Origin of the sequence: Thalassorhabdomicrobium marinisediminis (assembly GCF_003072065.1) — a bacterium.
Lineage (GTDB): Bacteria > Pseudomonadota > Alphaproteobacteria > Rhodobacterales > Rhodobacteraceae > Octadecabacter > Octadecabacter marinisediminis.
In genome coordinates, this window is record NZ_QCYG01000006.1 from 253,952 (window position 1) to 279,957 (window position 26,006).

A 26,006-nucleotide genomic window follows, 5' to 3' on the forward strand; every position below is an offset into this window, starting at 1 on the left:
GGGCTTTTTGTTTGTATTGAGGGCACCCACAGCATGTGCATGGCACGTACCCAGGATTGCTGGTTCGGCTTCAAGAAGGCCGGACGCCTGTGTCTTCCGTTGGCCTAGCCGGACTGGCCCCGTTCATCCGCAAAAGCCGATGCCGCTGGCCTCCCCCTCCCAGTCGTGCCACACATCTCGCATGATACGTTCAGACAACATGCGCGCGGCGCTTTTGATCGTGGTTTCCATGGCGGCGTTCACGATCAACGACGCTTTCATGAAGCTCGCCTCGCCAGGCGTGCCGTTCTTCGAGCAGATATTCCTGCGCGGTGTTCTGATCACGCTCGGGTTGACCGGTCTGGCCTGGGCATTGGGGCAGCTCAGCTTCCGTCCATCGCGCAGGGATCGGGCGCTGACCCTGTTGCGCACGCTGACCGAGACCGTGGGCACCGTGATCTTCCTGACCGCGCTCTTCAGCATGCCCATCGCAAACCTGTCCGCGATCCTGCAGGCGCTGCCGTTGACCGTCACCCTTGCTGCGGCGGTGTTTCTGGGCGAGCCGGTGGGCTGGCGCCGGCTGCTGGCTATCCTCGTCGGGTTCATCGGGGTCGCGATTATCATCCGCCCCGGGTTCGAGGGGTTCTCGGTCTATTCCCTGTATGGCGTGGCCGCCGTTTGCGCGATCACCTTGCGCGACCTCACGGCACGCAAGCTCTCGGCCGAGATCCCGTCCATCCGCGTGGCCCTGTCCGCCGCGATCGGCGTGACGGTGATGTCCGCCGCAGCTTCGCTCATCATGGGGGAACGCTGGGTCATGCCCGACACGGGCGCGGCCCTGCTCATGGCGGGGGCCGCCGTTTGCCTGATGGTGGGCTATATCTCGGCGGTGGCGGGAATGCGCCTTGGGGAAGTTGGCTTCGTGGCCCCTTTCCGCTACACCTCACTTCTGGTGGCGTTGATCCTCGGACGGGTGCTGTTCGACGAATTCCCCGACGCGCTGACCCTGCTGGGGGCGGGCATCGTCGTGGCGACCGGTTTGTTCACGTTGTTCCGCGAACGCCGCACGGCAACCGCCTCGACCGGCATCCCGCCGAAAGGCCTGCGCATCCGCTAGGCCCGCGGAACACCCGTGTTGACAGCCCGCGCGAGTCGACCTATGAAGCGCGCAACTTGGCCACGGGTCCGTCCTTGGTCAGGCATCATTATCGTCGTGGTCAAGATCCGACCTACTGCTGGTCCGATCCTCTGAATACCCAACCGCTCCGTAGCACCCGGTAAGGCTACGACAGCGGGTTGTTCGTGCTTTTTGGACGCAGGAAGCCCGTGAAATTGAAATCTGCGGCGATCATGCCGCTACACATGTGTAGGAAGTAGGGAAAAAAGCCCAATGCCAACAATTCAACAGCTGATCCGGAATCCCCGTCAGCCCAAAGTCAAACGCTCGAAGTCCATGCACCTTGAGGGCAACCCGCAAAAGCGCGGCGTCTGCACCCGTGTCTATACGACGACACCGAAAAAGCCGAACTCGGCCATGCGTAAGGTCGCCAAGGTGCGCCTGACCAACGGTTTCGAAGTCATCAGCTACATCGGCGGTGAAAGCCACAACCTTCAGGAACACTCTGTTGTCCTGATCCGTGGCGGCCGTGTGAAAGACCTTCCCGGTGTCCGTTACCACATCGTGCGCGGTGTTCTGGATACCCAGGGCGTCAAAGACCGTAAGCAACGCCGTTCGAAGTACGGCGCGAAGCGTCCGAAGTAAGGAAGAGATAGCATGTCACGTCGTCACGCCGCTGAAAAACGCGAAATCCTGCCAGACGCAAAGTTTGGCGATAAGGTCCTGTCCAAGTTCATGAACAACCTCATGATCGACGGGAAGAAATCCGTTGCCGAGCGCATCGTCTACAACGCCTTCGACCGCGTTGAGGACAAGCTCAAGAAGGCACCCGTGGAAGTGTTCCACGAAGCCCTCGACAACATCAAGCCGAACCTCGAAGTGCGCTCGCGCCGCGTCGGTGGTGCCACCTATCAGGTGCCCGTCGAAGTGCGCCCCGAACGCCGTGAGGCTCTGGCCATCCGCTGGTTGATCGCTGCTGCGAAGAACCGCAACGAAAAGACCATGGAAGAGCGCCTCGCCGGTGAGCTGGTCGACGCGGTCCAGGGCCGTGGCACCGCCGTCAAGAAGCGCGAAGACACCCACAAGATGGCCGATGCGAACAAAGCATTCAGCCACTACCGCTGGTAAGGGGAAGCAACCATTATGGCACGCGACTATCCAATCGAACTTTACCGCAACTTCGGTATTATCGCGCACATCGACGCCGGTAAGACGACCTGTTCCGAACGGATCCTGTTCTACACCGGCAAGAACCACGTCATGGGTGAAACCCACGACGGCGCCGGCACCATGGACTGGATGGAGCAGGAGCAGGAACGCGGGATCACCATCACCTCGGCTGCGACGACCACCTTCTGGGAGCGCACCGAGAACGGCAAGGAGCCCGACAGCCCCAAGCACCGGATGAACATCATCGACACCCCCGGACACGTTGACTTCACCATTGAGGTCGAGCGTTCGCTGGCCGTGCTCGACGGTGCCGTGACTGTGCTGGACGGCAACGCCGGTGTTGAGCCGCAGACCGAAACCGTCTGGCGTCAGGCCGACCGCTACAAAGTGCCGCGCGTTGTGTTCGTCAACAAGATGGACAAGATCGGCGCGGATTATCTGAACTGCGTTCGCATGATCGAAGACCGCACGGGCGCGACCGCGGTTCCAATCAACCTGCCGATCGGCTCCGAGTCCGCTCTGGAAGGCATCGTTGATCTGGTGACCATGGAAGAATGGCTGTGGCACGGCGACGACCTGGGCGCCTCCTGGGAGAAGGCCCCGATCCGGGCCGAAATGCAGGACCTCGCCGATGAATGGCGCAGCAAGCTGATCGAGGCCGCCGTCGAAATGGACGACGACGCGATGATGGAATACCTTGACGGCAACGAGCCCGACGTTCCCACGTTGCGCAAGTTGATCCGCAAGGGCTGTCTTGACCTGAAGTTCGTTCCCGTTCTGGGCGGCTCTGCGTTCAAGAACAAAGGCATGCAGCCTTTGCTCAACGCGGTTGTCGACTACCTGCCAAGCCCGAAAGACGTTGTCGACTACATGGGCTTTGCCCCCGGCGACGAAGAGGAAGTCCGTAACATCGCACGTCGTGCAGATGACGACATGCCGTTCTCGGGCCTCGCGTTCAAGATCATGAACGACCCCTACATGGGCACATTGACCTTCACCCGCATCTATTCCGGTACGCTGGAAAAGGGTGACACGTTGATGAACACCACCAAGGGCAACAAGGAACGCATCGGCCGTATGGTGATGATGCACTCCAACAAGCAAGAAGAGATCACCGAGGCCTACGCCGGTGACATCATCGCGCTTGCGGGTCTGAAGAACACCACGACCGGTGACACCCTGTCTGACGAAAAGCAGCAGGTGGTTCTGGAAACGATGTCCTTCCCCGATCCGGTGATCGAGATCGCAGTCGAGCCCAAGACCAAGGCCGACCAGGAAAAGATGTCCATGGGTCTGCAGCGCCTTGCAGCCGAAGACCCATCCTTCCGTGTTGAGACCGACCTCGAGTCCGGTCAAACCATCATGAAAGGCATGGGCGAACTTCACCTCGACATCCTGATCGACCGCCTCAAGCGCGAGTTCAAGGTCGAAGCGAACATCGGTGCGCCTCAGGTGGCCTATCGTGAGACCATCGGTCACGCGGTCGAGCACACCTACACCCACAAGAAGCAGTCGGGTGGTTCGGGTCAGTTCGGTGAGGTCAAGCTCAACATCATGCCGACAGAGCCGGGCGAAGGTTACTCCTTCGAGTCGCTCATCGTTGGTGGTGCGGTGCCCAAGGAATACATCCCGGGCGTCGAAAAGGGCATCCAGTCCGTCATGGACTCCGGTCCGCTGGCAGGCTTCCCGGTCATCGACTTCAAGGTGCAGTTGCTGGACGGTAAGTTCCACGACGTTGACTCCTCGGTCCTCGCCTTCGAGATCGCAGCACGGATGTGTATGCGTGAAGGCATGAAAAAGGCCGGCGCGAAGCTGCTGGAACCGATCATGAAGGTCGAAGTGATCACGCCTGAGGAATACACAGGCGGCATCATCGGTGACCTGACGTCCCGTCGGGGTCAGGTGCAGGGTCAGGATACGCGCGGCAACGCCATCGCGATCGACGCCTTCGTGCCACTGGCCAACATGTTCGGCTACATCAACAACCTGCGCTCCATGTCGTCGGGCCGTGCGAACTTCACCATGCAGTTCGACCACTACGATCCGGTGCCAAGCAACATCTCTCAAGAGATCCAGGAAAAATTCGCTTAAGCCGTCAGCGGCTTAGGCTTCCCCCGGCCGCCGCGCCGGGGGTCCCACAACACGATTATTCAAGGAGGCCATCATGGCTAAGGAAAAGTTTGAACGTACGAAACCACACGTTAACATCGGCACGATCGGCCACGTTGACCACGGCAAGACGACCCTGACCGCAGCGATCACCAAGTATTTCGGTGATTTCCAGGCATATGACCAGATCGACGGCGCGCCCGAAGAGAAGGCCCGCGGCATCACCATCTCGACCGCGCACGTCGAGTATGAGACCGAAGACCGTCACTACGCCCACGTCGACTGCCCCGGCCACGCCGACTACGTCAAGAACATGATCACCGGTGCCGCCCAGATGGACGGCGCGATCCTGGTCGTGAACGCCGCCGACGGCCCGATGCCCCAAACGCGCGAGCACATCCTGCTCGGCCGTCAGGTGGGCATCCCCTACATGGTCGTCTACATGAACAAGGTCGACCAGGTGGACGACGAAGAGCTTCTCGAGCTCGTTGAAATGGAAATCCGTGAGCTGCTGTCCTCTTACGAGTACCCCGGCGACGACATTCCTGTGATCCAGGGTTCGGCTCTGGCCGCCATGGAAGAGCGTGACGACAACATCGGCAAGGACTCCATCGTTGCCCTGATGAAGGCCGTTGACGAGTACATCCCGACGCCTGCGCGCGCCGTGGACCAGCCCTTCCTGATGCCGGTTGAGGACGTGTTCTCGATCTCCGGCCGTGGTACGGTTGTGACCGGCCGTGTCGAGCGTGGCGTGATCAACGTGGGCGACGAAATCGAAATCGTCGGCATCCGCGACACCAAGAAGACGACCTGTACCGGCGTTGAAATGTTCCGCAAGCTGCTGGACCGCGGTGAAGCTGGCGACAACATCGGCGCGCTGCTGCGCGGCGTGGACCGTGACGGCGTTGAGCGTGGTCAGGTTCTGTGCAAGCCCGGCTCCGTGAAGCCGCACACCAAGTTCGAGGCAGAAGCCTATATTCTGACCAAGGACGAAGGTGGTCGTCACACGCCGTTCTTCGCGAACTACCGTCCGCAGTTCTACTTCCGCACCACGGACGTTACCGGCACCGTTGAGCTGCCTTCGGGCACCGAAATGGTGATGCCCGGCGACAACCTGAAGTTCGGCGTTGAGCTGATCGCCCCCATCGCGATGGAAGAAGGCCTGCGCTTCGCCATCCGTGAAGGCGGCCGCACGGTCGGCGCTGGCGTGGTCTCCAAGATCATCGACTGATCCGACCCCGCCGGACCACCACCGGACCCCAACGAAGGCCGCCCCACCCCGGGGCGGCCTTTTGCATGGAGGCAGGGGGGGGGCAATTGCCGTGCTCCGCGCCATGATATTCTTCTCGCCGGATAAAGTGCGGATGTCCGAACAGAAGGTCTGGACAGGGCAGCCGACTCCCTCTATACGCCCGCTATCCAACAGGGGTGCGCCGACCGCGTGCCCCTCTTCCGTTGGAGATGAAGACGCGATGAGGGTGCCGGATGAGCCGCCATCTTCCTCTCCGTTGAGACCCGAGACATGGGTGATGACATGGCAGCAAGCCAGAATATCCGCATCCGTCTGAAGGCCTTTGACTATCGTGTGCTGGATGCCTCCACACAAGAGATCGTCAACACGGCCAAGCGGACAGGTGCTTCGGTACGGGGCCCGATCCCGCTTCCAAACAAGATCGAAAAGTTCACCGTTCTGCGTGGACCGCACATCGACAAGAAATCCCGCGACCAGTTTGAAATGCGCACGCACAAACGGCTGCTGGACATCGTCGACCCGACACCACAGACCGTGGACGCGCTGATGAAGCTCGACCTCGCTGCTGGCGTCGACGTCGAGATCAAGGTTTAAGGAGGGCATGGTATGTTGCGCTCTGGTGTAATCGCGAAGAAGGTCGGCATGACCCGCCTTTTTCAAGAGGACGGGAAGCAGATCCCTGTGACCGTTCTTCAACTGGACAACCTGCAGGTCGTTGCTCAGCGGACCGCTGACAAAGACGGCTACACGGCTGTTCAACTTGGTGCCGGCACGGCCAAGGCAAAGCGGACCTCTGCCGCGATGCGCGGTCACTTTGCCAAGGCAAACGTTGAGCCCAAGCGGAAGGTCGCGGAATTCCGCGTCGCCGAGGAAAATCTCATCCCCGTCGGGGAAGAGATCATCGCCTCGCACTACTTCGAAGGCCAATTCGTCGACGTCTCCGGCACATCCATCGGTAAAGGGTTTGCGGGTGCGATGAAGCGTTGGAACTTCGGCGGTCTGCGCGCGACGCACGGTGTGTCCATCTCGCACCGTTCGCACGGCTCGACTGGTCAGTGTCAGGACCCCGGCAAGGTGTTCAAGGGCAAGAAAATGGCCGGTCATATGGGTGCGGCCAAGATCACCACGCAGAACCTTCAGGTCGTCAAGACCGATAGTGAGCGTGGCCTGATCATGGTCAAGGGCGCTGTTCCCGGGTCCAAGGGCAACTGGGTCACCATCAAGGATGCGGTGAAGAAGCCGATCCCTGAAAACGTGATCTATCCTGCTGCTCTGGCCTCTGCCGCCCGTGAAGCCCAGCGTCTGGCTGATGAAGCTGCTGCACAGGCTGCCGCAGAAGAAGAAGCCGCAGCAAAGGCCGCCGCAGAAGAGCAAGCCGCACAGGAAGCTGCTGCTCTGAAGGATGCCGAAGCCTCCATCGAAGCCGATCGTGCTGACGAAGGTGGCGCAGCGGAAGGAGACAAGTCCGATGAAAGCTGATGCAATCAAACTGGATGGCGCACAGGCCGGTTCCGTCGATCTGAACGACGAAATCTTCGGTCTTGAGCCGCGCGTGGACATCCTCCACCGTGTGGTCCGCTGGCAGCGCAACAACGCGCAGCAGGGCACCCACAAGGTGAAGACCCGGTCCGAAGTGAAATACTCGACCAAGAAGATCTATCGCCAGAAGGGCACCGGCGGCGCACGCCACGGCGCACGTTCGGCTCCGATCTTCCGCGGTGGCGGTATCTACAAGGGTCCGACCCCACGCAGCCACGGTCACGAGCTGACCAAGAAGTTCCGCAAGCTCGGCCTGCGTCATGCGTTGTCTGCGAAAGCCGCAGCGGGTGAGCTGGTCATCGTGGACTCGGTTGACATGAAGGACGCGAAAACCTCGGTTCTGGCCAAGCAGGTCAAGGATCTCGGTTGGAAGCGCGCCCTTGTGATCGACGCTCAGGTGTCCGAAAACTTCGCCGTTGCCGCGCGCAACATTGCAACCATCGACGTGCTGCCCTCTGTGGGTGCCAACGTCTACGACATCCTGAAGTCCGACACGCTTGTGTTGACCAAGGCTGGCGTCGAAGCACTGGAGGCTCGTTTGTCATGAGCGCGAAAGCAGAACACTACGACGTGATCCGCAAGCCGGTCATCACCGAAAAGGCGACCATGGCTTCCGAAGCCAATGCCGTCGTCTTCGAAGTGGCGATCGATAGCAACAAACCCCAGATCAAAGAAGCTGTTGAAGCTCTTTTTGGTGTGAAGGTCAAAGCGGTCAACACCTCGATCACCAAAGGCAAGGTCAAGCGGTTCCGCGGCCAGCTCGGCACCCGTAAGGATGTCAAGAAAGCCTATGTGACGCTTGAGGAAGGCAACACCATCGACGTGAGCACCGGTCTGTAAGGACCTGCCTGTCGAACTAGAACACGAAAGGCCCCTGCGTGCGCGCAGGGGCCTTTTTCGTGTGTGGGGGGGCTGGCGATGGAAGGCCTGAAATCCCTTTGCTCGGGGTGGGGCAGGGGAGGTGGCACCGCAAACGCCGCGCCGGCAGTATTGTTCCATAAACTTTGCGGCGAAGTTTGTGGAACGCAGGGCGGGGGTCGGGACGTTCTTCCAGCATAGGATCGCCCGCTGCAACGGCGGGTTGGTCGATGTTAATGTTGGAGGACTAGTATGAAAACGACCCGCAAAACCACATTCCTGGCTGGCGTATCCGCTGCGGCGCTTGCTGTAGCTGCACCGGCGTTCGCGCAAGAAGTCGATGACGATGCAGCCGCGACAGCCGACGTGATGGGCGGTCAGGTTGTTGTCGAGCAGCAGGACGCAACCGTGGACGTTGAGGTCCCCGATCCCGACGTGAACGTCACGCAGGGCGCCCCCGTCGTGACCGTGGACCAGCCACAGCCCGAAATCACCGTGACCGTGCCCGAACCCACCGTGCGCGTGCAGCAGCAGGCTCCGATCATCACGATCGAGCAGGCTCAGCCGCAGGTGACCGTGCGCATCCCCGAGCCGACCGTCACCGTTCAGGTGCCCCAGCCCGAGGTTGACGTCGACACCGGTGAGCCGATCATCGACCTTGAGCAGCCCGAGCCTGTTGTCCGCTTCGTGCGCCCCGAGCCGAAGATCACCATCGAGGAATCCGAGCCTCGGGTGAACATCGAACAGGCTGAAGCTGACGTGAACGTTCAGGAAGCCGAGAACGCTCTGGTCGACATCAATCAGGCCGAGGCTGACGTGAACATCGAACAGGGTGAAGGCGCCGACGTTACAGTTGAGGAAGCCGAGCCCGAGGTGAATGTGACCCGTGCCGATGGCGCCGAGGTCAACGTTGAGCAGGAGCAGGCCCGGATCGTGACTGAGGACTATAACGCCGATGAGATGGGGGTCATGTCCGAGGAAGACCGCGACCGCTACCGCACCGAAACCTCGGTTCTGCCGATCTTCAACCTGAACCGTGACGACCTTGTCGGCCGTTCGGTTGCCACCGAGCGCGGTGAGGACGTGGGCGAAATCGACTTCATCGGTCGCCGCGGTGACACCCTTGTCGCTATCGTTGGCGTCGGCGGGTTCCTCGGCATGGGCGAGAACGAAGTCGCCATCCCGCTGGAAAAGCTGATCCTGCGTGAGGACGAAGTCATCGTTCCCGGCTACACCGAGGAACGTCTGGAAGAGATGCCCGAGTTCAACGAATCCGAGGTGCGTCTGATGGAAGACAACATGCGCCTCGCCGAGTGGATCGGCCTCGACTAAACGAGTGAGCGAGTAACGAGTAGAAGGGGCGCCCCCACGGCGCCCCTTTTCACGTGTGCAGCGGCGGTGGGACAGGGCGCGCCACCTAGCTACGGCGAAAGCACCGGCGCTTGGCCCTTGACCGCCACAGCCATCCCCCCTAAACACCGCCCATCGACCAGCCTCGGATTCGTCCGGGGCTCGTCTTTTGTGGGGGAACCTGCATTTCAACCGGGCACCTACGGGGGCCTATCACATCAGGATCGGGGCGCATGCCTTCGGTCCGCCAAGCAAACGGAAGAAGCTAACATGGCACTCAAGTCGTATAAGCCGACGACGCCGGGCCAGCGTGGGCTGGTGCTGATCGACCGTTCGGAGCTTTGGAAAGGACGCCCAGTCAAGGCCCTCACCGAGGGTTTGACCAAGTCGGGCGGACGGAACAACACCGGACGGATCACATCACGTCGTCGTGGCGGGGGCGCAAAGCGTCTCTATCGGATCGTGGATTTCAAGCGCAACAAGCTCGATATGGAAGCAGTTGTCGCGCGCATCGAATATGACCCGAACCGGACTGCATTCATCGCACTTATCCAATACACCGATGGTGAGCAGGCCTATATCATCGCACCACAGCGTCTGGCTGTCGGTGACAAGATCGTCTCTTCGGCCAAGGCCGACATCAAGCCGGGCAACGCCATGCCGTTCGCCGGCATGCCCATCGGGACAATCGTTCACAACATCGAAATGAAGCCCGGCAAGGGTGGTCAGATCGCTCGTGCAGCTGGCACCTATGCCCAGTTCGTCGGCCGTGATGGTGGCTACGCCCAGATCCGTCTGAGCTCGGGCGAGCTGCGCCTCGTGCGGCAGGAATGCATGGCCACCGTCGGTGCCGTGTCCAACCCTGACAACTCGAACCAGAACATGGGTAAAGCCGGTCGCATGCGCCACCTTGGCAAGCGTCCGTCGGTCCGTGGTGTTGTCATGAACCCGATCGATCACCCGCACGGTGGTGGTGAAGGTCGTACGTCGGGTGGTCGCCACCCTGTGACACCTTGGGGCAAGCCCACGAAGGGTGCGAAAACCCGCAACAAGAACAAAGCGTCCAGCAAGCTGATCATCCGCTCGCGGCACGCCAAGAAGAAGGGGCGTTAAGCAATGTCTCGTTCCGTATGGAAAGGCCCGTTCGTCGACAGCTACGTGCTCAAGAAAGCCGAAGCTGCGAAAGAATCCGGCCGCAACGACGTCATCAAGATCTGGTCCCGTCGTTCGACTATCCTGCCTCAGTTCGTTGGTCTGACGTTCGGCGTCTACAACGGCCGGAAGCACATCCCTGTGAACATCACCGAAGACATGATCGGTCAGAAGTTTGGTGAGTATTCGCCAACACGCACCTATTATGGTCACGCGGCTGATAAAAAAGCGAAGCGGAAATAAGTCATGAGCAAGGATAAGAATCCCCGCCGCGTGGCTGACAACGAAGCAATGGCGAAAACCCGCATGCTTCGCACGTCCCCGCAGAAACTGAACCTCGTTGCCGGCATGATCCGTGGCAAATCGGTGGACAAGGCCCTTACGGACCTCACGTTCTCCAAGAAGCGGATCGCGCAGGACGTGAAGAAATGCCTTCAGTCCGCGATCGCCAACGCCGAGAACAACCACAACCTGGACGTTGATGAGCTCATCGTCGCCGAGGCTTATGTGGGCAAGAACTTGACGATGAAGCGCGGACGCCCTCGGGCCCGTGGTCGCTTCGGCAAGATCATCAAGCCGTTCGCGGAGCTGACCATCAAAGTGCGCCAAGTTGAGGAGCAAGCATAATGGGTAACAAAGTTAATCCAATCGGCATGCGCCTTCAGGTCAACCGCACCTGGGACAGCCGTTGGTATGCCGACACCAAAGACTATGGCGATCTGCTGCTCGAAGACCTGAAGATCAAGGACTTCATCAAGAAAGAGTGCAAGCAGGCCGGCGTCAGCCGTGTCATCATCGAACGTCCGCACAAAAAGTGCCGCGTGACCGTTCACACCGCGCGCCCTGGCGTCATCATCGGCAAGAAAGGTGCAGACATCGAAACCCTGCGCCAGAAGCTTGCCGCCATGACCAAGTCGGAGCTGCACCTGAACATCGTCGAAGTCCGCAAGCCGGAACTGGACGCCGTTCTCGTCGGTGAGAGCATCGCGCAGCAGCTTGAGCGTCGTGTCTCGTTCCGCCGCGCCATGAAGCGCGCCGTGCAGAACGCCATGCGTATGGGTGCCCTTGGCATCCGCGTGAACCTTGCGGGCCGTCTTGGCGGTGCCGAGATCGCGCGGACCGAATGGTATCGTGAGGGCCGCGTGCCACTCCACACCCTGCGGGCCGACATCGATTACGCGCACGTCGAAGCACAGACGGCTTATGGTATCATCGGGATCAAGACCTGGATCTACAAAGGTGACATCATGGAGCACGATCCGTCTGCGCATGACCGTAAACTGCAAGAGCTTCAGGATGGTCCCGCCCCGCGCGGCGCACGTCCTGGTGGCCGTGACCGCTGAAAGGATTAAACAATGCTTCAGCCAAAACGCACTAAATTCCGCAAGATGCACAAGGGCCGCATCAAGGGCGAAGCCAAAGGCGGCTCCGACCTGAACTTCGGCACCTATGGCCTCAAGGCGACTGAACCTGAGCGTGTGACCGCCCGTCAGATCGAAGCGGCCCGCCGCGCGATGACACGTCACATGAAACGTCAGGGTCGCGTCTGGATCCGCATCTTCCCGGACACGCCGATCACCGCCAAGCCCATCGAAGTCCGTATGGGTAAAGGTAAGGGTTCGGTCGACCGTTGGGCCTGCAAGGTCAAGCCCGGCCGCGTCATGTTTGAGATCGACGGTGTTGACGAAAGCGTCGCACGTGAGGCCTTGCGCCTTGCCGCGATGAAGCTGCCGATCAAGACCCGCACCGTGGTCCGCGAAGACTGGTAACTCGCGATATTTGCCCAACGGGCAAGTTTGCGACATGCGGGTGAACGTTTGACGCAGTCAAATGTTGCCGCACACGGTAAAAATACAAAAACCCCCGTCGCACATGCGGCGGGGGTTTTTCTTTGATTGGGGCCGTGTCTGAGCCAGTGCCGCAGGGTGACGTCATGTTTGTTTCCCTCTTGCCGCGCTAGCGTTTCCCGCCTACCAAACGCTGTCGTCAAGCAACCACGGAGAACCCGCCATGACCAAGACCATCGTCAACTCCTGGAATGAATGGGATCCGTTGCGCCATGTGATCGTAGGGCGCGCTGATGACGGACATATCCCGCCCGAGGAGCCGGCGCTGGATGCGAAGGTGCCCGAGGACAGCGACATGCGCGGGGAGTGGGGGCGCCGCCCGCAGGAAACGATCGACCGCGCCAACGAATTGCTCGACAACTTCGCCAGCCTTCTGGAAAAACGCGGCGTGCGGGTCGACCGTCCGACGCCGATCGACCATTCCAAGCCGGTCACCACGCCGGACTTCCACACCGAAAGCCAGTTCGGCTGTATGCCGCCCCGCGATGTGTTGTTGACCGTGGGCTCCGAGATGCTCGAAGCCACGATGTCCTATCGCTGCCGCTGGTTTGAATACCTCAACTATCGCCCGTTGATGCAGCGATATTTCGACGAGGATCCGAACTTCCGCCACGAATCCGCGCCGAAGCCGCGTCTGACGGATGCGGACTACCATCCCGATTACCTGTCTGAGGAAATCGGCGTGGCCAAGCGGCTGCAATGGGCCGAGGAAAAGTTCTTCGTCACGACCGAGGAAGAGCCGCTTTTCGACGCCGCTGACGTCCTGCGTTTTGGTCGCGACCTTGTGGTGCAGCACGGGTTCACCACGAACCTTAAAGGCATCGAATGGCTGCGCCGCCACTTCCCGGATCACCGCGTCCACACGGTGAATTTCCCAGGCGATCCCTATCCGATCCACATCGACGCGACGTTCACGCCCTTGCGGCCCGGTCTGATCCTCAACAACCCCCAGCGCCGTCTGCCCGACGACCAGCGCAAGATGTATGAAGACAACGACTGGCAGATCGTTGACGCGGCCCAGCCCGCGCACAACACGCCGCCGCCGCTGTGCTATTCTTCGACGTGGCTGAGCATGAACGTGCTTGTGCTTGATCCGAAAACCGTCTGCGTCGAGAAGTCCGAGGTCTATCAGGCCGAACAGATGGACAAGCTCGGCATGGAGGTGGTCGAGGTCGAGCTGCGCGACGCCTATGCGTTTGGCGGCGGGCTGCATTGCTGCACGGCGGACGTCTATCGCGAAGGGACGTGCGAGGATTACTTCCCCAGCCTGTCCGCCTAGCCTGCTGCGGGCCAGATCCGCACCATGCCCCCTTCGAACGCGGTCCAGCTCATGGTCGCGGAATTGCCCGCGTGGCCTTCGTAATAGGAGCGCCCGTTGGGCAGGGGGAGGCCGGCCCAGATCCGTGCGAGATTGTGCATGAATTGGCGCCGGCCCAGCGTGCCGGCCTCGAACCGCGTCAGGCCCGCATCCTCAAGCAGGACCAGCGCCAGCGCATCCTGCACCCCGGCGGTGAAACGTGTCTCGGGGCCGAAGCCGCGCACCTGCGCCACCCGCCGCAGGGTCGACGGGATGAATTGATACCGTCCGATGGCATGGGGCTGGCCCGGCGTTGCGGCGATCCAGTCGAAAATCTCGCCCAGCGTCATCTGCGTCGGCGGGCGGCCCGGCCGCACCCGCGCGCCGTGCTGGACGGCGTCATAGCCGGCGGACCCGGCTTCGGCTTGCGCGATGAGGCTGAGGAGGCGGTCCACCGGCGCATCCCCGGTGCCCGCCAGTGGCGCCCGCACGACAGCGGGAACGGCCCGGTCCGGCCGGGGGGCGAACAGGCCCGACGATCCGGCAAACAGGCTTGAGGGTCTGGCCGAGGCGGTGACGATCTGCTCTTCCCCCCCCGAACGGGCCTGCCCGCTGGCAAACAGGGAATTCATCTCGCCCATGGCGGGGCTACTAGCCAGCACCATCATCATCGCAATCCGCTTCATACGGTTCCACCCCTTCTGAGTTCGGGGCGGGTATGGGGATCAAGTCTTGACGGAGGGTTTCACCCGCCGGTCAATTTAGCTCCATTTGTAATTAAAGCTGACAGAAATCCGGTCTTCCTCGGACAGGTTCATCGGCACCTCGTGGCGCAGCCAGCTTTCCCACAAGAGCACATCCCCCGGTTCCGGCTGCACGTAGATAAAGCCGCGCATTTCCTCGCGGGCGTCCTTCTTGCGGGGCGGAGCGGCCATCATCATCTGGCTGCGCGGGTCTTCGAGCTTGAGGGCTGAGGCCCCTTCGGGCATCTTCACGTAGGTCGTGCCCGAGATCACCGAGTGGGGATGGATATGGCTGGTGTGAATGCCGCCTTCGGGCAGGATGTTGATCCAGATGTCCTCAAGCACCAGATCACGCCCGTCGAGGTCGAACGCGAGGTCTTCGGCAAAGGCCGCCACGTGTTTGTCCAAGGCGTCGACCACGGCCTGAAAGATCGGAAACCGCCACGGCAAATCCGTGAGAGAAGCATAAGAGGTGTAGCCGGGAAATTCGTTCGCCTCGCACCACTCCTGCCCGGCCTCGTCATCCTCCGCAATGGAATAGCACGACGCCCGCAATTCGTCGGTGTCGATGTCACCAAGCGGCGCGTGGTAAAGGCGGGTGGCGAAAAGGGAGCGGATGTTGGGCACGGGCGATCCTGACTTGAAATGATGGGGCTGGGGCGTATATACATTCGGACACACGAAAGGGCAACGCCATGATCGAAACCAAAATCCGCCGCGTCGGCAATTCCGCCGTGATGACACTGACCACTGAGATGCTTGCCCTGCTGGACGCGAAAGAGGGTGACAGTCTGTTCGTTGTGCGTGGGGATAATGGGGATCTGCGCATCATGGCCCGCGATCAGTCCCTTGCCGAGATACTGGAGGCGGCGGAGATCGTCATGGACGAAAACCGCGAAGCTCTGCAAAAGCTCGCATGACCGAACCGACTTGGGTCTCGGTCACGGCCGCTATTGCCATTCATGATCGGCAAATCTCGCGCCACGGTGGGGCGGCGGGGCTTCGCGATCGCGGTCTGCTTGAAGGCGCAATCGCCCGCCCCCTCAACAAATGGCAATACGGCGTGACAGACCTTTTCGATCTGGCTGCAGCCTATGCCTTCGATATCGCCAAGGCACAGGCTTTTGTTGACGGAAACAAGCGCACGGCGCTGGTCTCCGCACTGTCTTTTCTTTTCGCCAATGGCCGACACGTTCGTCATGATACCGATGCAACTGTTACCGCCATCGAAGACCTCGCCCGCGACGCCATGACCGAGCCGGCCTTCGCCGAATGGCTCCGGTCCGGTGCGCGCCCGCTCTGACCGCAGAAAACCGCACAGGGGTGTTGCCAGACGGGGCCAACCGCCCTATACGGCGCACTTCTACCCACTCCATCGGAGAATCGGGTCACGTGGCGTGTGCAGGTTCAATCGGACAAGCGCGCAAAATCACGGCCCGCCGGTGATGTTGACATAAGGAGCCGTCCGATGGACGCCAATGAACTTCGGGGCAAGACCCCTGACCAGCTTCGTGATGAGCTGGCCAACCTGAAAAAAGAATCCTTCAACCTGCGTTTCCAGCAGGCGACCGGATCGCTGGAAAACACAGCCCGCATGCGCAGCGTCAAGCGTGACGCGGCCCGTGTCAAAACCATCCTGAACGAAAAAGCGGCAGACGCCGCCAAGTCGGAGGCCTAATCAATGCCCAAGCGTATTCTGACCGGTGTTGTCACCTCCAACCAGAACGATCAGACCATTTCCGTGTCCGTGGAGCGTCGCTTCAAGCACCCGTTGATGGAAAAAACCATTCGGAAGTCCAAGAAATACCGGGCCCACGATGAGCACAACACATTCAAGGTCGGCGATACCGTTCGCATCCAGGAATGTGCACCAAAGTCGAAAACCAAACGCTGGGAAGTGATCAACGCCTAAGGCGCGATCACGGACCAGATTAACGAAACCCTAGGGGCCCGGTCAGAATCGGGACTGACCCTATAGGTCGGGAGTAATCTAAATGATCCAGATGCAGACCAACCTAGATGTGGCTGACAACAGCGGCGCACGCCGTGTTCAGTGCATCAAGGTGCTCGGCGGTTCCCACCGTCGTTACGCATCGGTCGGCGATATCATCGTCGTATCGGTGAAAGAGGCCATCCCACGTGGTCGCGTGAAAAAGGGTGACGTCCGCAAGGCCGTCGTCGTGCGCACCGCCAAGGAAGTTCGTCGTGAAGACGGCACGGCCATTCGCTTCGACCGCAACGCGGCCGTGATCCTCAACAACAGCAACGAGCCTGTGGGCACCCGGATCTTCGGGCCCGTGGTTCGCGAACTGCGCGCGAAGAACTTCATGAAGATCATCTCGCTTGCTCCGGAGGTGCTGTAACAATGGCTGCTAAACTTCGCAAAGGTGACAAGGTCATCGTGCTGGCTGGCAAGGACAAGGGCAAAACCGGCGAAATCTCGTCCGTCGACCCCAAGGCCGGCAAAGCTGTCGTGGATGGCATCAACATCGCCATCCGCCACGTGAAACAGTCCCAGACAACGCAGGGTGGTCGCACACCCAAGGCGATGCCCATCGACCTCTCCAATCTCGCGATTGTGGACAAGAACGGCAAAGCGACGCGCGTTGGCTTCAAGATGGACGGCGACAAGAAAGTCCGCTTCGCCAAGACAACAGGGGATGTGATCTGATGCTTGATACCGCAAACTACACCCCGCGTCTGAAGGACGTCTACGCATCGACGATCAAACCGGCGATGAAAGAAGAGTTCGGCTACAAGAACGACATGCAGATCCCCGGTCTGGAAAAAATCGTTCTGAATATTGGCTGCGGCTCTGAAGCTGTGAACGATTCCAAGAAAGCCAAGTCGGCTCAGGAAGATCTCTCTGCGATTGCCGGTCAGATGGCCGTCATCACGAAAGCCAAGAAATCCATCGCGGGTTTCCGGGTGCGTGAAGACATGCCTCTGGGCGCCAAAGTCACCCTGCGTGGCGACCGCATGTTTGAATTCCTTGACCGTCTGATCAACATCGCAATGCCCCGTATCCGCGACTTCCGCGGCGTCTCGGGCAAGGCATTCGATGGGCGTGGCAACTATGCCATGGGCATCAAGGAACACCTCGTCTTCCCCGAAATCAACTTCGACAAGATCGACGTTGCCTGGGGTATGGATATCGTCATCTGCACGACTGCAGACAACGATGCAGAAGCAAAAGCGCTGTTGAAGCATTTCAACATGCCGTTCAACAGCTAAGGGGAAGATTGATATGGCTAAAAAATCCATGATCGCCCGCGAAGTGAAGCGTCAGAAGCTCGTCGAAAAGTACGCAGCCAAACGCGCCGAACTCAAAGAAATCGCAAACGACGAAAGCAAGCCCATGGAAGAGCGTTTCAAAGCGCGCCTGAAGCTTGCGAAGCTGCCACGCAACTCGGCACCCGTTCGTCTGCACAACCGTTGCCAGCTGACCGGTCGTCCGCACGCGTACTACCGCAAGCTGAAAATGAGCCGTATTGCGCTGCGGGACCTCGGGTCCAACGGCGAGATCCCCGGCCTCACGAAGTCCAGCTGGTAAGGAGAGACGATGATGAACGATCCTATCGGTGATATGCTGACCCGTATCCGCAACGGCCAGATGCGCGGCAAGTCCACAGTGGCGACGCCGGCTTCCAAACTGCGCGGTTGGGTTCTCGATGTGCTGGCAGACGAAGGCTACATTCGCGGCTACGAAGAGAGCAAGGACGAGCGCGGCCACCCCGCGTTCGAGATCAGCCTCAAGTACTACGAAGGCACGCCCGTCATTCGCGAAGTCAAGCGGGTCTCCAAGCCCGGTCGTCGCGTCTATGCAAGCGTGAATGACATTCCTGCGGTCCGTCAGGGCCTTGGCGTGTCGATTGTCTCCACCCCCAAGGGTGTGATGTCGGATGCAAACGCCCGCAGCCAGAACGTTGGCGGCGAAGTGCTCTGCACCGTATTCTAAGGAGAAAACGATGTCTCGTATTGGTAAGAAACCGGTCAGCCTGCCCGATGGCGTTACCGCCAACGTGTCCGGCCAGACCGTTGAAGTGAAGGGGCCGAAAGGCACCCGCAGCTTTACCGCAACCGACGATGTCACGCTGACTGTCGCGGACGACGCCGTCAAGGTGGAACCCCGTGGCAAGTCCAAGCGGGCCCGCCAGCAGTGGGGCATGACCCGCACGCAGGTGCAAAACCTCGTCACCGGTGTCACCACCGGCTTCACGAAAGAGCTTGAGATCAACGGCGTTGGTTACCGTGCTCAGATGCAGGGCAACACCCTGAAGCTGAACCTCGGTTACTCGCACGATGTCGACTTTGAGGTTCCGGAAGGCGTCACCGTCACCGCCCCCAAGCCGACCATCGTGATCGTCGAAGGCCAGGACCAGCAGCAGGTTGGTCAGGTCGCGGCGAACATCCGTGAGTGGCGCAAGCCCGAGCCCTACAAAGGCAAGGGTATCAAGTACAAGGACGAGTATATCTTCCGCAAAGAAGGCAAGAGGTAAGAACGATGGCAAACTCCAAGCGTCAATTGTTCATCAAACGCCGTCTGCGCGTTCGGAACAAGCTCCGCAAAGTGAACGCAGGCCGTCCGCGTCTGTCCGTGCACCGCTCCAACAAGAACATCAGCGTTCAGCTGATCGACGATGTGAACGGCGTGACCGTCGCCTCTGCCTCCTCGCTCGAGAAGGATCTCGGCGTGGTCGGCAAGAACAACGTCGAAGCCGCCTCCAAGGTCGGTGCGGCCATCGCGGAACGTGCGAAAAAGGCCGGTGTGACCGAAGCCTATTTCGACCGTGGCGGTTTCCTCTTCCACGGCAAGGTGAAGGCTCTGGCCGAAGCTGCCCGTGAAGGCGGTCTGAAGATCTAAGACACTGTGAAGGGCCCCGCCGGGGCCCTTCCGATGATCCGGGGGGTCCGCAGGACGCCCACCAGGATTGAGACAAAGCGCAGATGCGCACCATTCTTAAGGAGGGCCACATGGCTCGTGATAACCAGCGCGGCGGTAACCGTCGTGAAGAAACACCAGAATTCGCCGATCGCCTTGTCGCGATCAACCGTGTGTCCAAGACCGTCAAGGGTGGTAAGCGCTTCGGCTTCGCCGCCCTCGTCGTCGTGGGCGACCAGAAGGGCCGCGTCGGCTTTGGCAAGGGGAAAGCCAAGGAAGTCCCCGAGGCGATCCGCAAGGCCACCGAGCAGGCCAAGCGTCAGATGATCCGCGTGCCGCTGCGCGAAGGTCGCACGCTGCACCACGACATGAACGGTCGTTGGGGTGCCGGCAAGGTCGTCATGCGCACCGCGCCACAGGGTACCGGTATCATCGCCGGTGGTCCGATGCGTGCCGTGTTCGAGATGCTTGGCGTTCAGGACGTGGTGGCCAAGTCCATTGGGTCGCAGAACCCCTACAACATGATCCGCGCCACTCTGGACGGCCTGCAGAAAGAATCGAGCCCCCGCTCCGTGGCCCAGCGTCGCGGCAAGAAGGTGGCCGACATTCTGCCGAAAACCAACCCCATCGACGAGCAGTCGGACGTCGCGCATAACGCGCCCGTCGCCTCTGCCGCCGCTGACGCCTAAAGGAGCCTGACCCATGGCCAAGACAATCGTCATCAAGCAGATCGGTTCGCCGATCCGTCGCCCACAGGAACAGCGTGCCACGCTGATCGGTCTGGGCCTCAACAAGATGCACAAGACCCGTGAGCTGGAAGACACGCCTTCGGTGCGCGGCATGATCGCCAAGATCCCGCACATGGTCGAGATCATCGAAGAGCGCGACTAAGCGCTGCGCCCTTCAACCCGATCAACGCCCCGCAGTCCGCTGCGGGGCGTTTTTCGTTGCAGCCCCTTCCTCTCCTTGCCACGGTGCCTGTCATGACACATCTGACCCCCGACCTGATCCGCAACACCTATGACGCGATCCGTGACGCTACGATCCGCACACCGCTGGTGCCGGCCACCCGCCTGTCCCTGCATCTTGGCATCGACCTGCACCTGAAGCTGGAAAACCTGCAGCATACCAATGCCTTCAAAGCGCGCGGCGCGCTGGCGAAGCTGCTGACGCTTACGGAGGCGCAGAAACGGGCCGGAGTGATCGCCTGCAGCGCGGGCAATCACGCGCAAGGCGTGGCCTATCACGCGACCCGTCTGGGTATCGCCAGCACCATCGTCATGCCCGAGGGGACGCCCTTCAACAAAGTCAAACGGACCGAGGATTTCGGCGCGACCGTGATCTTGCATGGCACGGGCTTCGACAGTTCCGTGCAGTTTACGCTGGATCTGGCGGCGCGGGACGGGCTGACCTTCCTGCATCCCTTCGACGATCCGGTGATCGCGGCGGGGCAGGGGACGGTCGCGCTGGAGATGTTGGAACAGGCCCCGGACCTCGATTGCATCGTCGTGCCCATCGGCGGCGGCGGGTTGATCGCCGGCATGGCCGTGGCCGCCAAAGCGATCAAGCCCGAAATCGAATTCATCGGCGCACAGGCGCAGCTTTTTGACGCCGCCAAGGCACAGTTCGACGGGGCGCCCACGAATTTCGACGGCGCGACGCTGGCAGAGGGGATCGCGGTCAAGGAACCCTCGGCGGCCAACCTCGCCGTGATCAAACAACACGTCACCCGGATCGACAGCGCGACCGAGGCGGAAATCGAGGACGCGGTCTTCGACCTGCTCTCGGCGGAGAAACTCGTGGCCGAAGGCGCGCCCGGGGCAGGGCTCGCGGTGATCAAGAACAATCTCGCAGCCTATGCGGGCAAGAAGGTCGGGCTGGTGGTCTGCGGCGGCAACATCGACAGCCGCCTGCTCTCGACCCTGATCCTGCGCGGCCTCGTCCGCGATGGCCGCATCACGCGGCTTACGTTCGAGATCAGTGACACGCCGGGGCAACTCGCTGATATTTCACGGATCATCGGGGAAGCGGGTGCAAACGTGGTGGAGGTCATCCACCAACGGATGATGCAATCGGTGAGCCTGAAACAGGCGGAACTCGACGTCGTGATCGAAGCGCGGGACTTGGGGCATGTGGAGATGATTGTCGGGGCGCTAAGAAGTCAGGGCTTTAGCGTGCGATCAGATAGCGGAGTTTGACGGCGCAAATAGCGAAGGACCACGCCTTGCGTTTACGTTCTAAGCCGCACACTCTAAACGACCATAAACAACGCGAAGGCGCGCGCGGCGATGATCATCAATGACACCTTTTTGTTCATCCACATCCCCAAAACAGGCGGCACATCTGTCAGAAGCAGCCTTGAACATCTGGATACAAGAGAACCCAAAACACTCAAAAGCCGTGCCGCCCGGATATTAGGCAGGCGTCTGCCATGGCAAGAGGCCCGTTTCCGCAGACACGATGATCTGCAAACCGTTCACACCGTGGCCTCGGGGGTCAATATGTTCACATTTGCCGTCGTCCGAAACCCGTATGACCACGCCGTCTCGCATTTTCGGCACATGCGTACGCGAAATCGGAACCGACGCTACGCGGACCAAACGCTAAACATGACCCTAGCGCAGTTCCTCGCGTGGAGGGAAAAATCAGCAAAACCAATCTCTTGGATAGAAAACAAAAATCTACGTTTTGCCACGATACCGTCCCAGTTTGACTTCCTCACTTTAGACGGCCGATTGGCTGCCGACCGCGTTCTAAGACTTGAAACGTTAAACGACGATTTCGCGCAACTTTGCGAAGACCTCGGCTTGGGACCCATCCAGCTTCCACGAAAAAACGTTAACAAGACCGCAGCAAACGTCGAACTTGATCCGCTTTCCATTGAAATCATCAACCGTTTGTATAAGCCGGACTTCGACACGTTCGGGTATCAACAGCGTTCACGTTAGACCCAAGCTATATCTGGCTCTTGCCCCATGCGCGACGTTGTCCTATACGCCGCCGGTGGCCTTCTTCCCGGCCGCGAGATGAATACGAATCAAACAAACGCCGCGTGCCTGATCTTCGCTGGGTCAGGTCTTCCGGCAAGGAGACAGCGACATGGTTAAACTGAACGAACTTCGTGACAATCCCGGTGCGAACAAGCCCAAGAAGCGCGTGGGCCGTGGCCCCGGTTCGGGCATGGGTAAAATGGGTGGTCGCGGGATCAAGGGTCAGAAATCCCGTTCCGGCGTGGCGATCAAGGGCTTCGAAGGCGGCCAGATGCCGCTCTACCAGCGCTTGCCAAAGCGCGGCTTCAACAAGCCGAACGCCAAGAAATACGCCGTTGTGAACCTCGGCCTGATCCAGAAGTTCATCGACGACAAGAAGCTGGATGCCGGCAAGATCAACGAAGACACGCTGGTGTCTTCCGGCCTCGTGCGGCGCAAGCTTGACGGCATCCGCGTGCTGGGCAAGGGCGAACTGACCGCCAAGGCCACGATCGAAGTGACGGGCGCGTCCAAGGGTGCCATCGAAGCTGTCGAAAAGGCAGGCGGCACGCTGACGGTCACGGCTCCGGCGCAAGACGCTCCAGCGGCTGAATAAGACCTTGTGAGGGGTGGATATGCCCCTTACATCGTTACACGGACAAAGACGCCGCCGCTTTGGACCCCCAAGGCTGGCGGCGTTTGCACATAAGAACCGATCATAGATAGGCACCCACCCCATGGCATCAGCAGCAGAGCAAATGGCCGCGAACACCAGTTGGAGCGCGTTTGGCCAGGCCAAGGAACTCCGGCAGCGGATCTTTTTCACCCTCGGCCTGTTGATCGTCTATCGCGTCGGCACCTACATTCCCGTGCCGGGCATCGACGCGGATCAGCTTCGCGCCTTTATGGAGGAAGCGGCCAGCGGCATCGGCGGCATCCTGTCGATGTTCACCGGCGGCGCGTTGGGCCGCATGGGCATCTTCGCCCTGGGCATCATGCCCTACATTTCCGCCTCGATCATCGTGCAGCTTCTGGGCGCCATGTGGGAGCCTTTGAAGCAGCTCAAGAAAGAGGGTGAGCAGGGGCGCAAGAAGCTCAATCAATACACCCGCTACGGCACCGTGGTTCTGGCCACCTTCCAGGCTTACGGCATGGCCGCAGGGCTTGAGGCGGGCGGTCTGGTCACTGATCCCGGACTGACGTTTAAGGCGGCAGCGGTCATCACGCTGGTCGGCGGCACCATGTTCCTGATGTGGCTGGGCGAACAGATCACCGCCCGCGGCATCGGCAACGGCATCTCGCTTATCATTTTCGTGGGCATCATCGCCGAAGTTCCCGCGGCCCTCGCCGGGTTCCTGGCCCAGGGGCGTGAGACGAATAACTGGGGCCTCGTGCTTGGCGTCTTTGCTATGGTGATCGCGGTCTTTGCCTTCGTGGTCTTCATGGAGCGGTCCCTGCGCAAGATCCACATCCAGTATCCACGCCGTCAGGTCGGCATGAAGGTCTATGATGGGGGCTCCAGCCACCTGCCGATCAAGGTCAACCCTGCGGGCGTGATCCCGGCGATCTTCGCGTCGGCGTTGTTGCTTCTGCCGACCACGCTGGCCACCTTCTCGGGCAGCACGCAGACCGGGCCGGTGATGTCCACGATCCTCGCCTATTTCGGCCCCGGTCAGCCGCTCTACCTGCTGTTCATGACCGCGATGGTGGTGTTCTTCACCTTCTTCTACACCAAGGAAGTGGCCTTCAAGACCGATGAGGTCGCCGACAACCTGAAGAACCAGAACGGCTTCGTGCCCGGCATCCGCCCCGGCAAGCGCACGCAGGAATATCTGGATTACGTCGTGACCCGCATTCTGGTTCTCGGCTCCGCCTATCTTGCGCTTGTCGTCCTGCTGCCGGAGATTCTGCGCAGCCAGCTTGCGATCCCGTTCTATTTCGGCGGCACCTCGGTGTTGATCATCGTGAGCGTCGGCATGGACACGATCCAGCAAATCCAGTCCCACCTGCTGGCCCATCAGTATGAGGGGCTGATCGAGAAATCCCAGCTGCGCGGCAAGCGTGGCGGCAAGAAACGGAGTCCTTCCCGCCGATGACCAATATTATCCTTCTCGGACCGCCCGGAGCCGGCAAAGGCACACAGGCCCGCAAACTCGTTGATGAGCGTGATATGGTGCAGTTGAGCACCGGGGACATGCTGCGCGCCGCCCGCACCTCGGGCACCGAAATGGGCAAGAAGGTCGCGGCTGTGATGGACGCGGGGCAGTTGGTCACGGACGAGATCGTTATCGGTCTGATCCGCGAACAGCTGGAAGACACCAGCCACGCGGGCGGGTTCATCTTCGACGGCTTCCCACGCACACTGGCGCAGGCCGATGCGCTGGGGGAATTGCTGGCGGACATGGGGCAAAGCCTTGATCACGTGATCGAAATGGCGGTCGACGATGAGGCGCTTGTCGCCCGGATCACCGCGCGCTCGACCTGTGGCAACTGTGGTGAGGTTTACAACGACCAGACCAAGCCCTGGCCCGCGGACGGCAAATGCGCCAACTGCGGCAGCACCGAACAGACCCGGCGCGCCGACGACACCGAAGAGGCGTTGAAGACCCGGCTGCTGGCCTATTACAAACAGACTTCGCCGCTGATCGGCTACTACTACTGCAAGGGCGATCTGACCGCGATCAATGCCTTGGGCACGATGGACGAAGTCGCCGCTGAAATCGCCGGAATTCTGGACTAGGCCCGCGGGACGGGGCAGGGGGTTGACGGCTGCGTCGATCCCTCCTAAACAGCGCCGTTCCTGACCGGAACAGCACCGAGTCGGTCTCGGTTCGACCACCTCGATATGACTTAGGCGCGGCACCCTGATGGTCCGCGCTTACGTTGTGAAAAAAGGGTCTGGCGCTACGGACCCGCAACGAAAAGGAAGATATAACGTGGCACGTATTGCCGGCGTAAACATCCCGACTGCAAAGCGGGTTCCAATCGCCCTCACCTACATCACCGGAATCGGTAACACCTCCGCCAAGGACATCTGCGAAGCCGTTGGCATCGATCAGACCCGTCGCGTGAATGAGCTGTCCGACGCCGAAGTCCTGAAAATTCGCGAGCACATCGACGAGAACTACACCGTTGAAGGCGACCTGCGTCGTGAAGTTCAGATGAACGTCAAGCGCATGATGGACCTCGGCTCCTACCGTGGCCTGCGTCACCGCCGCAACCTGCCCGTTCGCGGTCAGCGCACATCCACCAACGCACGCACCCGCAAAGGCCCCGCAAAGGCCATTGCCGGTAAGAAGAAATAAGGGGGGCTTGATCAATGGCACGCGATCCTAAACGCACCAAGAAGAAGGTCTCCAAGAACATCGCCGCTGGCGTTGCTCACGTGAATTCTTCGTTTAACAACACGAAAATCCTGATCTCCGACGTGCAGGGCAACGCGATCTCGTGGTCGTCTGCTGGCACCATGGGCTTCAAGGGCTCCCGCAAGTCGACACCTTACGCCGCCCAGATGGCTGCGGAAGATGCCGGCAAGAAGGCCCAGGACCACGGCGTGAAAACGCTGGAAGTCGAAGTGCAGGGCCCCGGTTCCGGTCGTGAATCCGCGCTGCGCGCTTTGGCTGCCGTCGGCTTCAACATCACGTCGATCCGTGACGTGACGCCAATGGCCCATAACGGTGTTCGCCCTCCTAAGCGTCGCCGCGTCTAAATTATCCAAAACGCCTTGGGGCCCGCAGTCCGT

The 26,006-nt window shown here is 60.5% G+C and carries 38 protein-coding genes; 36 read left to right on the plus strand and 2 right to left on the minus strand.

The genetic code is table 11. The annotated features are described in order from the left end of the window. Positions 1-181 precede the first annotated feature (181 nt). The 16 genes from DC363_RS10960 (at position 182) to DC363_RS11035 (ending at position 13,652) form a co-directional block, all read left to right on the plus strand. Entirely contained in the window at positions 182-1,096 is a 915-nt protein-coding gene (locus tag DC363_RS10960) for a DMT family transporter (RefSeq protein WP_108641195.1), read from the plus strand. A gap of 273 nt (positions 1,097-1,369) precedes the next feature. Beyond that, positions 1,370-1,741 (plus strand): 30S ribosomal protein S12, encoded by a 372-nt coding sequence (gene rpsL / locus DC363_RS10965; RefSeq protein ID WP_108641196.1) that lies wholly within the window; start codon positions 1,370-1,372, stop codon positions 1,739-1,741. A 12-nt stretch (positions 1,742-1,753) separates the two neighbouring features. Continuing rightward, complete coding sequence (rpsG, locus tag DC363_RS10970; protein WP_108641197.1) at positions 1,754-2,224, plus strand: 30S ribosomal protein S7; 471 nt, start codon at positions 1,754-1,756, stop codon at positions 2,222-2,224. A gap of 15 nt (positions 2,225-2,239) precedes the next feature. Continuing rightward, positions 2,240-4,357 (plus strand): elongation factor G, encoded by a 2,118-nt coding sequence (gene fusA / locus DC363_RS10975; protein ID WP_108641198.1) that lies wholly within the window; start codon positions 2,240-2,242, stop codon positions 4,355-4,357. A 73-nt stretch (positions 4,358-4,430) separates the two neighbouring features. Beyond that, the gene (gene tuf / locus DC363_RS10980; protein WP_108641182.1) at positions 4,431-5,606 is read left to right on the plus strand and encodes an elongation factor Tu; all 1,176 of its coding nucleotides are present in this window, start codon (positions 4,431-4,433) and stop codon (positions 5,604-5,606) included. A gap of 303 nt (positions 5,607-5,909) precedes the next feature. After that, positions 5,910-6,221: a 30S ribosomal protein S10 gene (gene rpsJ / locus DC363_RS10985; protein ID WP_108641199.1), complete on the plus strand. Its 312-nt coding sequence runs from the start codon at positions 5,910-5,912 to the stop codon at positions 6,219-6,221. A 12-nt stretch (positions 6,222-6,233) separates the two neighbouring features. Then, a complete protein-coding gene (rplC, locus tag DC363_RS10990) occupies positions 6,234-7,106 on the plus strand; it encodes a 50S ribosomal protein L3 (protein ID WP_108641200.1) in 873 nt (290 codons plus the stop codon). Then, positions 7,096-7,713: a 50S ribosomal protein L4 gene (rplD, locus tag DC363_RS10995; RefSeq protein ID WP_108641201.1), complete on the plus strand. Its 618-nt coding sequence runs from the start codon at positions 7,096-7,098 to the stop codon at positions 7,711-7,713. The genes rplC and rplD overlap by 11 nt, the downstream gene beginning before the upstream one ends. Beyond that, positions 7,710-8,006, plus strand: a complete 297-nt coding sequence (locus tag DC363_RS11000) for a 50S ribosomal protein L23 (RefSeq protein ID WP_108641202.1) — start codon at positions 7,710-7,712, stop codon at positions 8,004-8,006. The genes rplD and DC363_RS11000 overlap by 4 nt, the downstream gene beginning before the upstream one ends. 270 nt (positions 8,007-8,276) lie before the next feature. Next, a complete protein-coding gene (locus DC363_RS11005; RefSeq protein WP_108641203.1) occupies positions 8,277-9,356 on the plus strand; it encodes a PRC-barrel domain-containing protein in 1,080 nt (359 codons plus the stop codon). A gap of 288 nt (positions 9,357-9,644) precedes the next feature. Further along, complete coding sequence (gene rplB, locus DC363_RS11010) at positions 9,645-10,487, plus strand: 50S ribosomal protein L2 (protein ID WP_108641204.1); 843 nt, start codon at positions 9,645-9,647, stop codon at positions 10,485-10,487. A 3-nt stretch (positions 10,488-10,490) separates the two neighbouring features. Further along, positions 10,491-10,769: a 30S ribosomal protein S19 gene (rpsS, locus tag DC363_RS11015; RefSeq protein ID WP_108641205.1), complete on the plus strand. Its 279-nt coding sequence runs from the start codon at positions 10,491-10,493 to the stop codon at positions 10,767-10,769. A gap of 3 nt (positions 10,770-10,772) precedes the next feature. Continuing rightward, positions 10,773-11,153, plus strand: coding sequence for a 50S ribosomal protein L22 (gene rplV, locus DC363_RS11020; protein WP_108641206.1), 381 nt, complete (start codon positions 10,773-10,775; stop codon positions 11,151-11,153). Beyond that, positions 11,153-11,869, plus strand: a complete 717-nt coding sequence (gene rpsC / locus DC363_RS11025; RefSeq protein ID WP_108641207.1) for a 30S ribosomal protein S3 — start codon at positions 11,153-11,155, stop codon at positions 11,867-11,869. Before rplV ends, rpsC begins: the two co-directional genes overlap by 1 nt. 12 nt (positions 11,870-11,881) lie before the next feature. After that, on the plus strand, positions 11,882-12,295 hold the full coding sequence (gene rplP / locus DC363_RS11030) for a 50S ribosomal protein L16 (protein ID WP_108641208.1): 414 nt from the start codon (positions 11,882-11,884) through the stop codon (positions 12,293-12,295). A 241-nt stretch (positions 12,296-12,536) separates the two neighbouring features. Continuing rightward, entirely contained in the window at positions 12,537-13,652 is a 1,116-nt protein-coding gene (locus DC363_RS11035) for a serine/threonine protein kinase (protein ID WP_108641209.1), read from the plus strand. Here the strand turns inward: DC363_RS11035 and DC363_RS11040 are convergent. Further along, a complete protein-coding gene (locus DC363_RS11040; RefSeq protein ID WP_108641210.1) occupies positions 13,649-14,356 on the minus strand; it encodes a lysozyme family protein in 708 nt (235 codons plus the stop codon). The genes DC363_RS11035 and DC363_RS11040 overlap by 4 nt on opposite strands. Positions 14,357-14,431: 75 nt before the next feature. Then, entirely contained in the window at positions 14,432-15,040 is a 609-nt protein-coding gene (locus DC363_RS11045; protein ID WP_108641211.1) for a 2OG-Fe(II) oxygenase family protein, read from the minus strand. A 68-nt stretch (positions 15,041-15,108) separates the two neighbouring features. Between DC363_RS11045 and DC363_RS11050 the strand changes: the two genes are divergently transcribed. The 20 genes from DC363_RS11050 (at position 15,109) to rpsK (ending at position 25,973) form a co-directional block, all read left to right on the plus strand. Further along, a complete protein-coding gene (locus DC363_RS11050; protein WP_108641212.1) occupies positions 15,109-15,333 on the plus strand; it encodes an AbrB/MazE/SpoVT family DNA-binding domain-containing protein in 225 nt (74 codons plus the stop codon). Beyond that, positions 15,330-15,716, plus strand: a complete 387-nt coding sequence (locus DC363_RS11055) for a type II toxin-antitoxin system death-on-curing family toxin (RefSeq protein ID WP_108641213.1) — start codon at positions 15,330-15,332, stop codon at positions 15,714-15,716. The genes DC363_RS11050 and DC363_RS11055 overlap by 4 nt, the downstream gene beginning before the upstream one ends. Positions 15,717-15,881: 165 nt before the next feature. Next, positions 15,882-16,091 (plus strand): 50S ribosomal protein L29, encoded by a 210-nt coding sequence (gene rpmC, locus DC363_RS11060; protein ID WP_108641214.1) that lies wholly within the window; start codon positions 15,882-15,884, stop codon positions 16,089-16,091. A 3-nt stretch (positions 16,092-16,094) separates the two neighbouring features. Continuing rightward, entirely contained in the window at positions 16,095-16,325 is a 231-nt protein-coding gene (rpsQ, locus tag DC363_RS11065) for a 30S ribosomal protein S17 (protein ID WP_108641215.1), read from the plus strand. An 82-nt stretch (positions 16,326-16,407) separates the two neighbouring features. Further along, on the plus strand, positions 16,408-16,776 hold the full coding sequence (gene rplN, locus DC363_RS11070; protein ID WP_090269417.1) for a 50S ribosomal protein L14: 369 nt from the start codon (positions 16,408-16,410) through the stop codon (positions 16,774-16,776). A gap of 2 nt (positions 16,777-16,778) precedes the next feature. Continuing rightward, positions 16,779-17,084 (plus strand): 50S ribosomal protein L24, encoded by a 306-nt coding sequence (gene rplX, locus DC363_RS11075; protein WP_108641216.1) that lies wholly within the window; start codon positions 16,779-16,781, stop codon positions 17,082-17,084. Then, positions 17,084-17,647 (plus strand): 50S ribosomal protein L5, encoded by a 564-nt coding sequence (gene rplE, locus DC363_RS11080; protein ID WP_108641217.1) that lies wholly within the window; start codon positions 17,084-17,086, stop codon positions 17,645-17,647. Before rplX ends, rplE begins: the two co-directional genes overlap by 1 nt. Positions 17,648-17,660: 13 nt before the next feature. Continuing rightward, the gene (gene rpsN, locus DC363_RS11085; protein WP_108641218.1) at positions 17,661-17,966 is read left to right on the plus strand and encodes a 30S ribosomal protein S14; all 306 of its coding nucleotides are present in this window, start codon (positions 17,661-17,663) and stop codon (positions 17,964-17,966) included. A 12-nt stretch (positions 17,967-17,978) separates the two neighbouring features. Further along, positions 17,979-18,371, plus strand: coding sequence for a 30S ribosomal protein S8 (gene rpsH, locus DC363_RS11090; RefSeq protein ID WP_108641276.1), 393 nt, complete (start codon positions 17,979-17,981; stop codon positions 18,369-18,371). Between the two features lie 10 nt (positions 18,372-18,381). Further along, positions 18,382-18,912, plus strand: coding sequence for a 50S ribosomal protein L6 (rplF, locus tag DC363_RS11095; protein WP_108641219.1), 531 nt, complete (start codon positions 18,382-18,384; stop codon positions 18,910-18,912). 5 nt (positions 18,913-18,917) lie between these two features. Next, positions 18,918-19,277 carry a 50S ribosomal protein L18 gene (rplR, locus tag DC363_RS11100; RefSeq protein WP_108641220.1) on the plus strand — a complete coding sequence of 120 codons (360 nt, stop codon included), beginning with the start codon at positions 18,918-18,920 and terminating at the stop codon, positions 19,275-19,277. A gap of 110 nt (positions 19,278-19,387) precedes the next feature. Beyond that, positions 19,388-19,984: a 30S ribosomal protein S5 gene (gene rpsE, locus DC363_RS11105; protein WP_108641221.1), complete on the plus strand. Its 597-nt coding sequence runs from the start codon at positions 19,388-19,390 to the stop codon at positions 19,982-19,984. Between the two features lie 13 nt (positions 19,985-19,997). After that, positions 19,998-20,186, plus strand: coding sequence for a 50S ribosomal protein L30 (gene rpmD, locus DC363_RS11110; RefSeq protein WP_108641222.1), 189 nt, complete (start codon positions 19,998-20,000; stop codon positions 20,184-20,186). A gap of 92 nt (positions 20,187-20,278) precedes the next feature. Beyond that, the gene (locus tag DC363_RS11115; protein WP_108641223.1) at positions 20,279-21,493 is read left to right on the plus strand and encodes a threonine ammonia-lyase; all 1,215 of its coding nucleotides are present in this window, start codon (positions 20,279-20,281) and stop codon (positions 21,491-21,493) included. A 90-nt stretch (positions 21,494-21,583) separates the two neighbouring features. After that, positions 21,584-22,243 (plus strand): sulfotransferase family 2 domain-containing protein, encoded by a 660-nt coding sequence (locus DC363_RS11120; RefSeq protein WP_108641224.1) that lies wholly within the window; start codon positions 21,584-21,586, stop codon positions 22,241-22,243. A 151-nt stretch (positions 22,244-22,394) separates the two neighbouring features. Then, positions 22,395-22,880, plus strand: coding sequence for a 50S ribosomal protein L15 (gene rplO, locus DC363_RS11125; protein ID WP_108641225.1), 486 nt, complete (start codon positions 22,395-22,397; stop codon positions 22,878-22,880). 121 nt (positions 22,881-23,001) lie between these two features. Then, positions 23,002-24,360 (plus strand): preprotein translocase subunit SecY, encoded by a 1,359-nt coding sequence (secY, locus tag DC363_RS11130; protein WP_108641226.1) that lies wholly within the window; start codon positions 23,002-23,004, stop codon positions 24,358-24,360. Next, a complete protein-coding gene (locus DC363_RS11135) occupies positions 24,357-25,004 on the plus strand; it encodes an adenylate kinase (RefSeq protein WP_108641227.1) in 648 nt (215 codons plus the stop codon). The genes secY and DC363_RS11135 overlap by 4 nt, the downstream gene beginning before the upstream one ends. A gap of 196 nt (positions 25,005-25,200) precedes the next feature. Then, positions 25,201-25,569, plus strand: a complete 369-nt coding sequence (gene rpsM / locus DC363_RS11140) for a 30S ribosomal protein S13 (RefSeq protein ID WP_108641228.1) — start codon at positions 25,201-25,203, stop codon at positions 25,567-25,569. Positions 25,570-25,583: 14 nt separating this feature from the next. Further along, positions 25,584-25,973, plus strand: a complete 390-nt coding sequence (gene rpsK / locus DC363_RS11145; protein ID WP_108641229.1) for a 30S ribosomal protein S11 — start codon at positions 25,584-25,586, stop codon at positions 25,971-25,973. Positions 25,974-26,006: the final 33 nt, after the last annotated feature.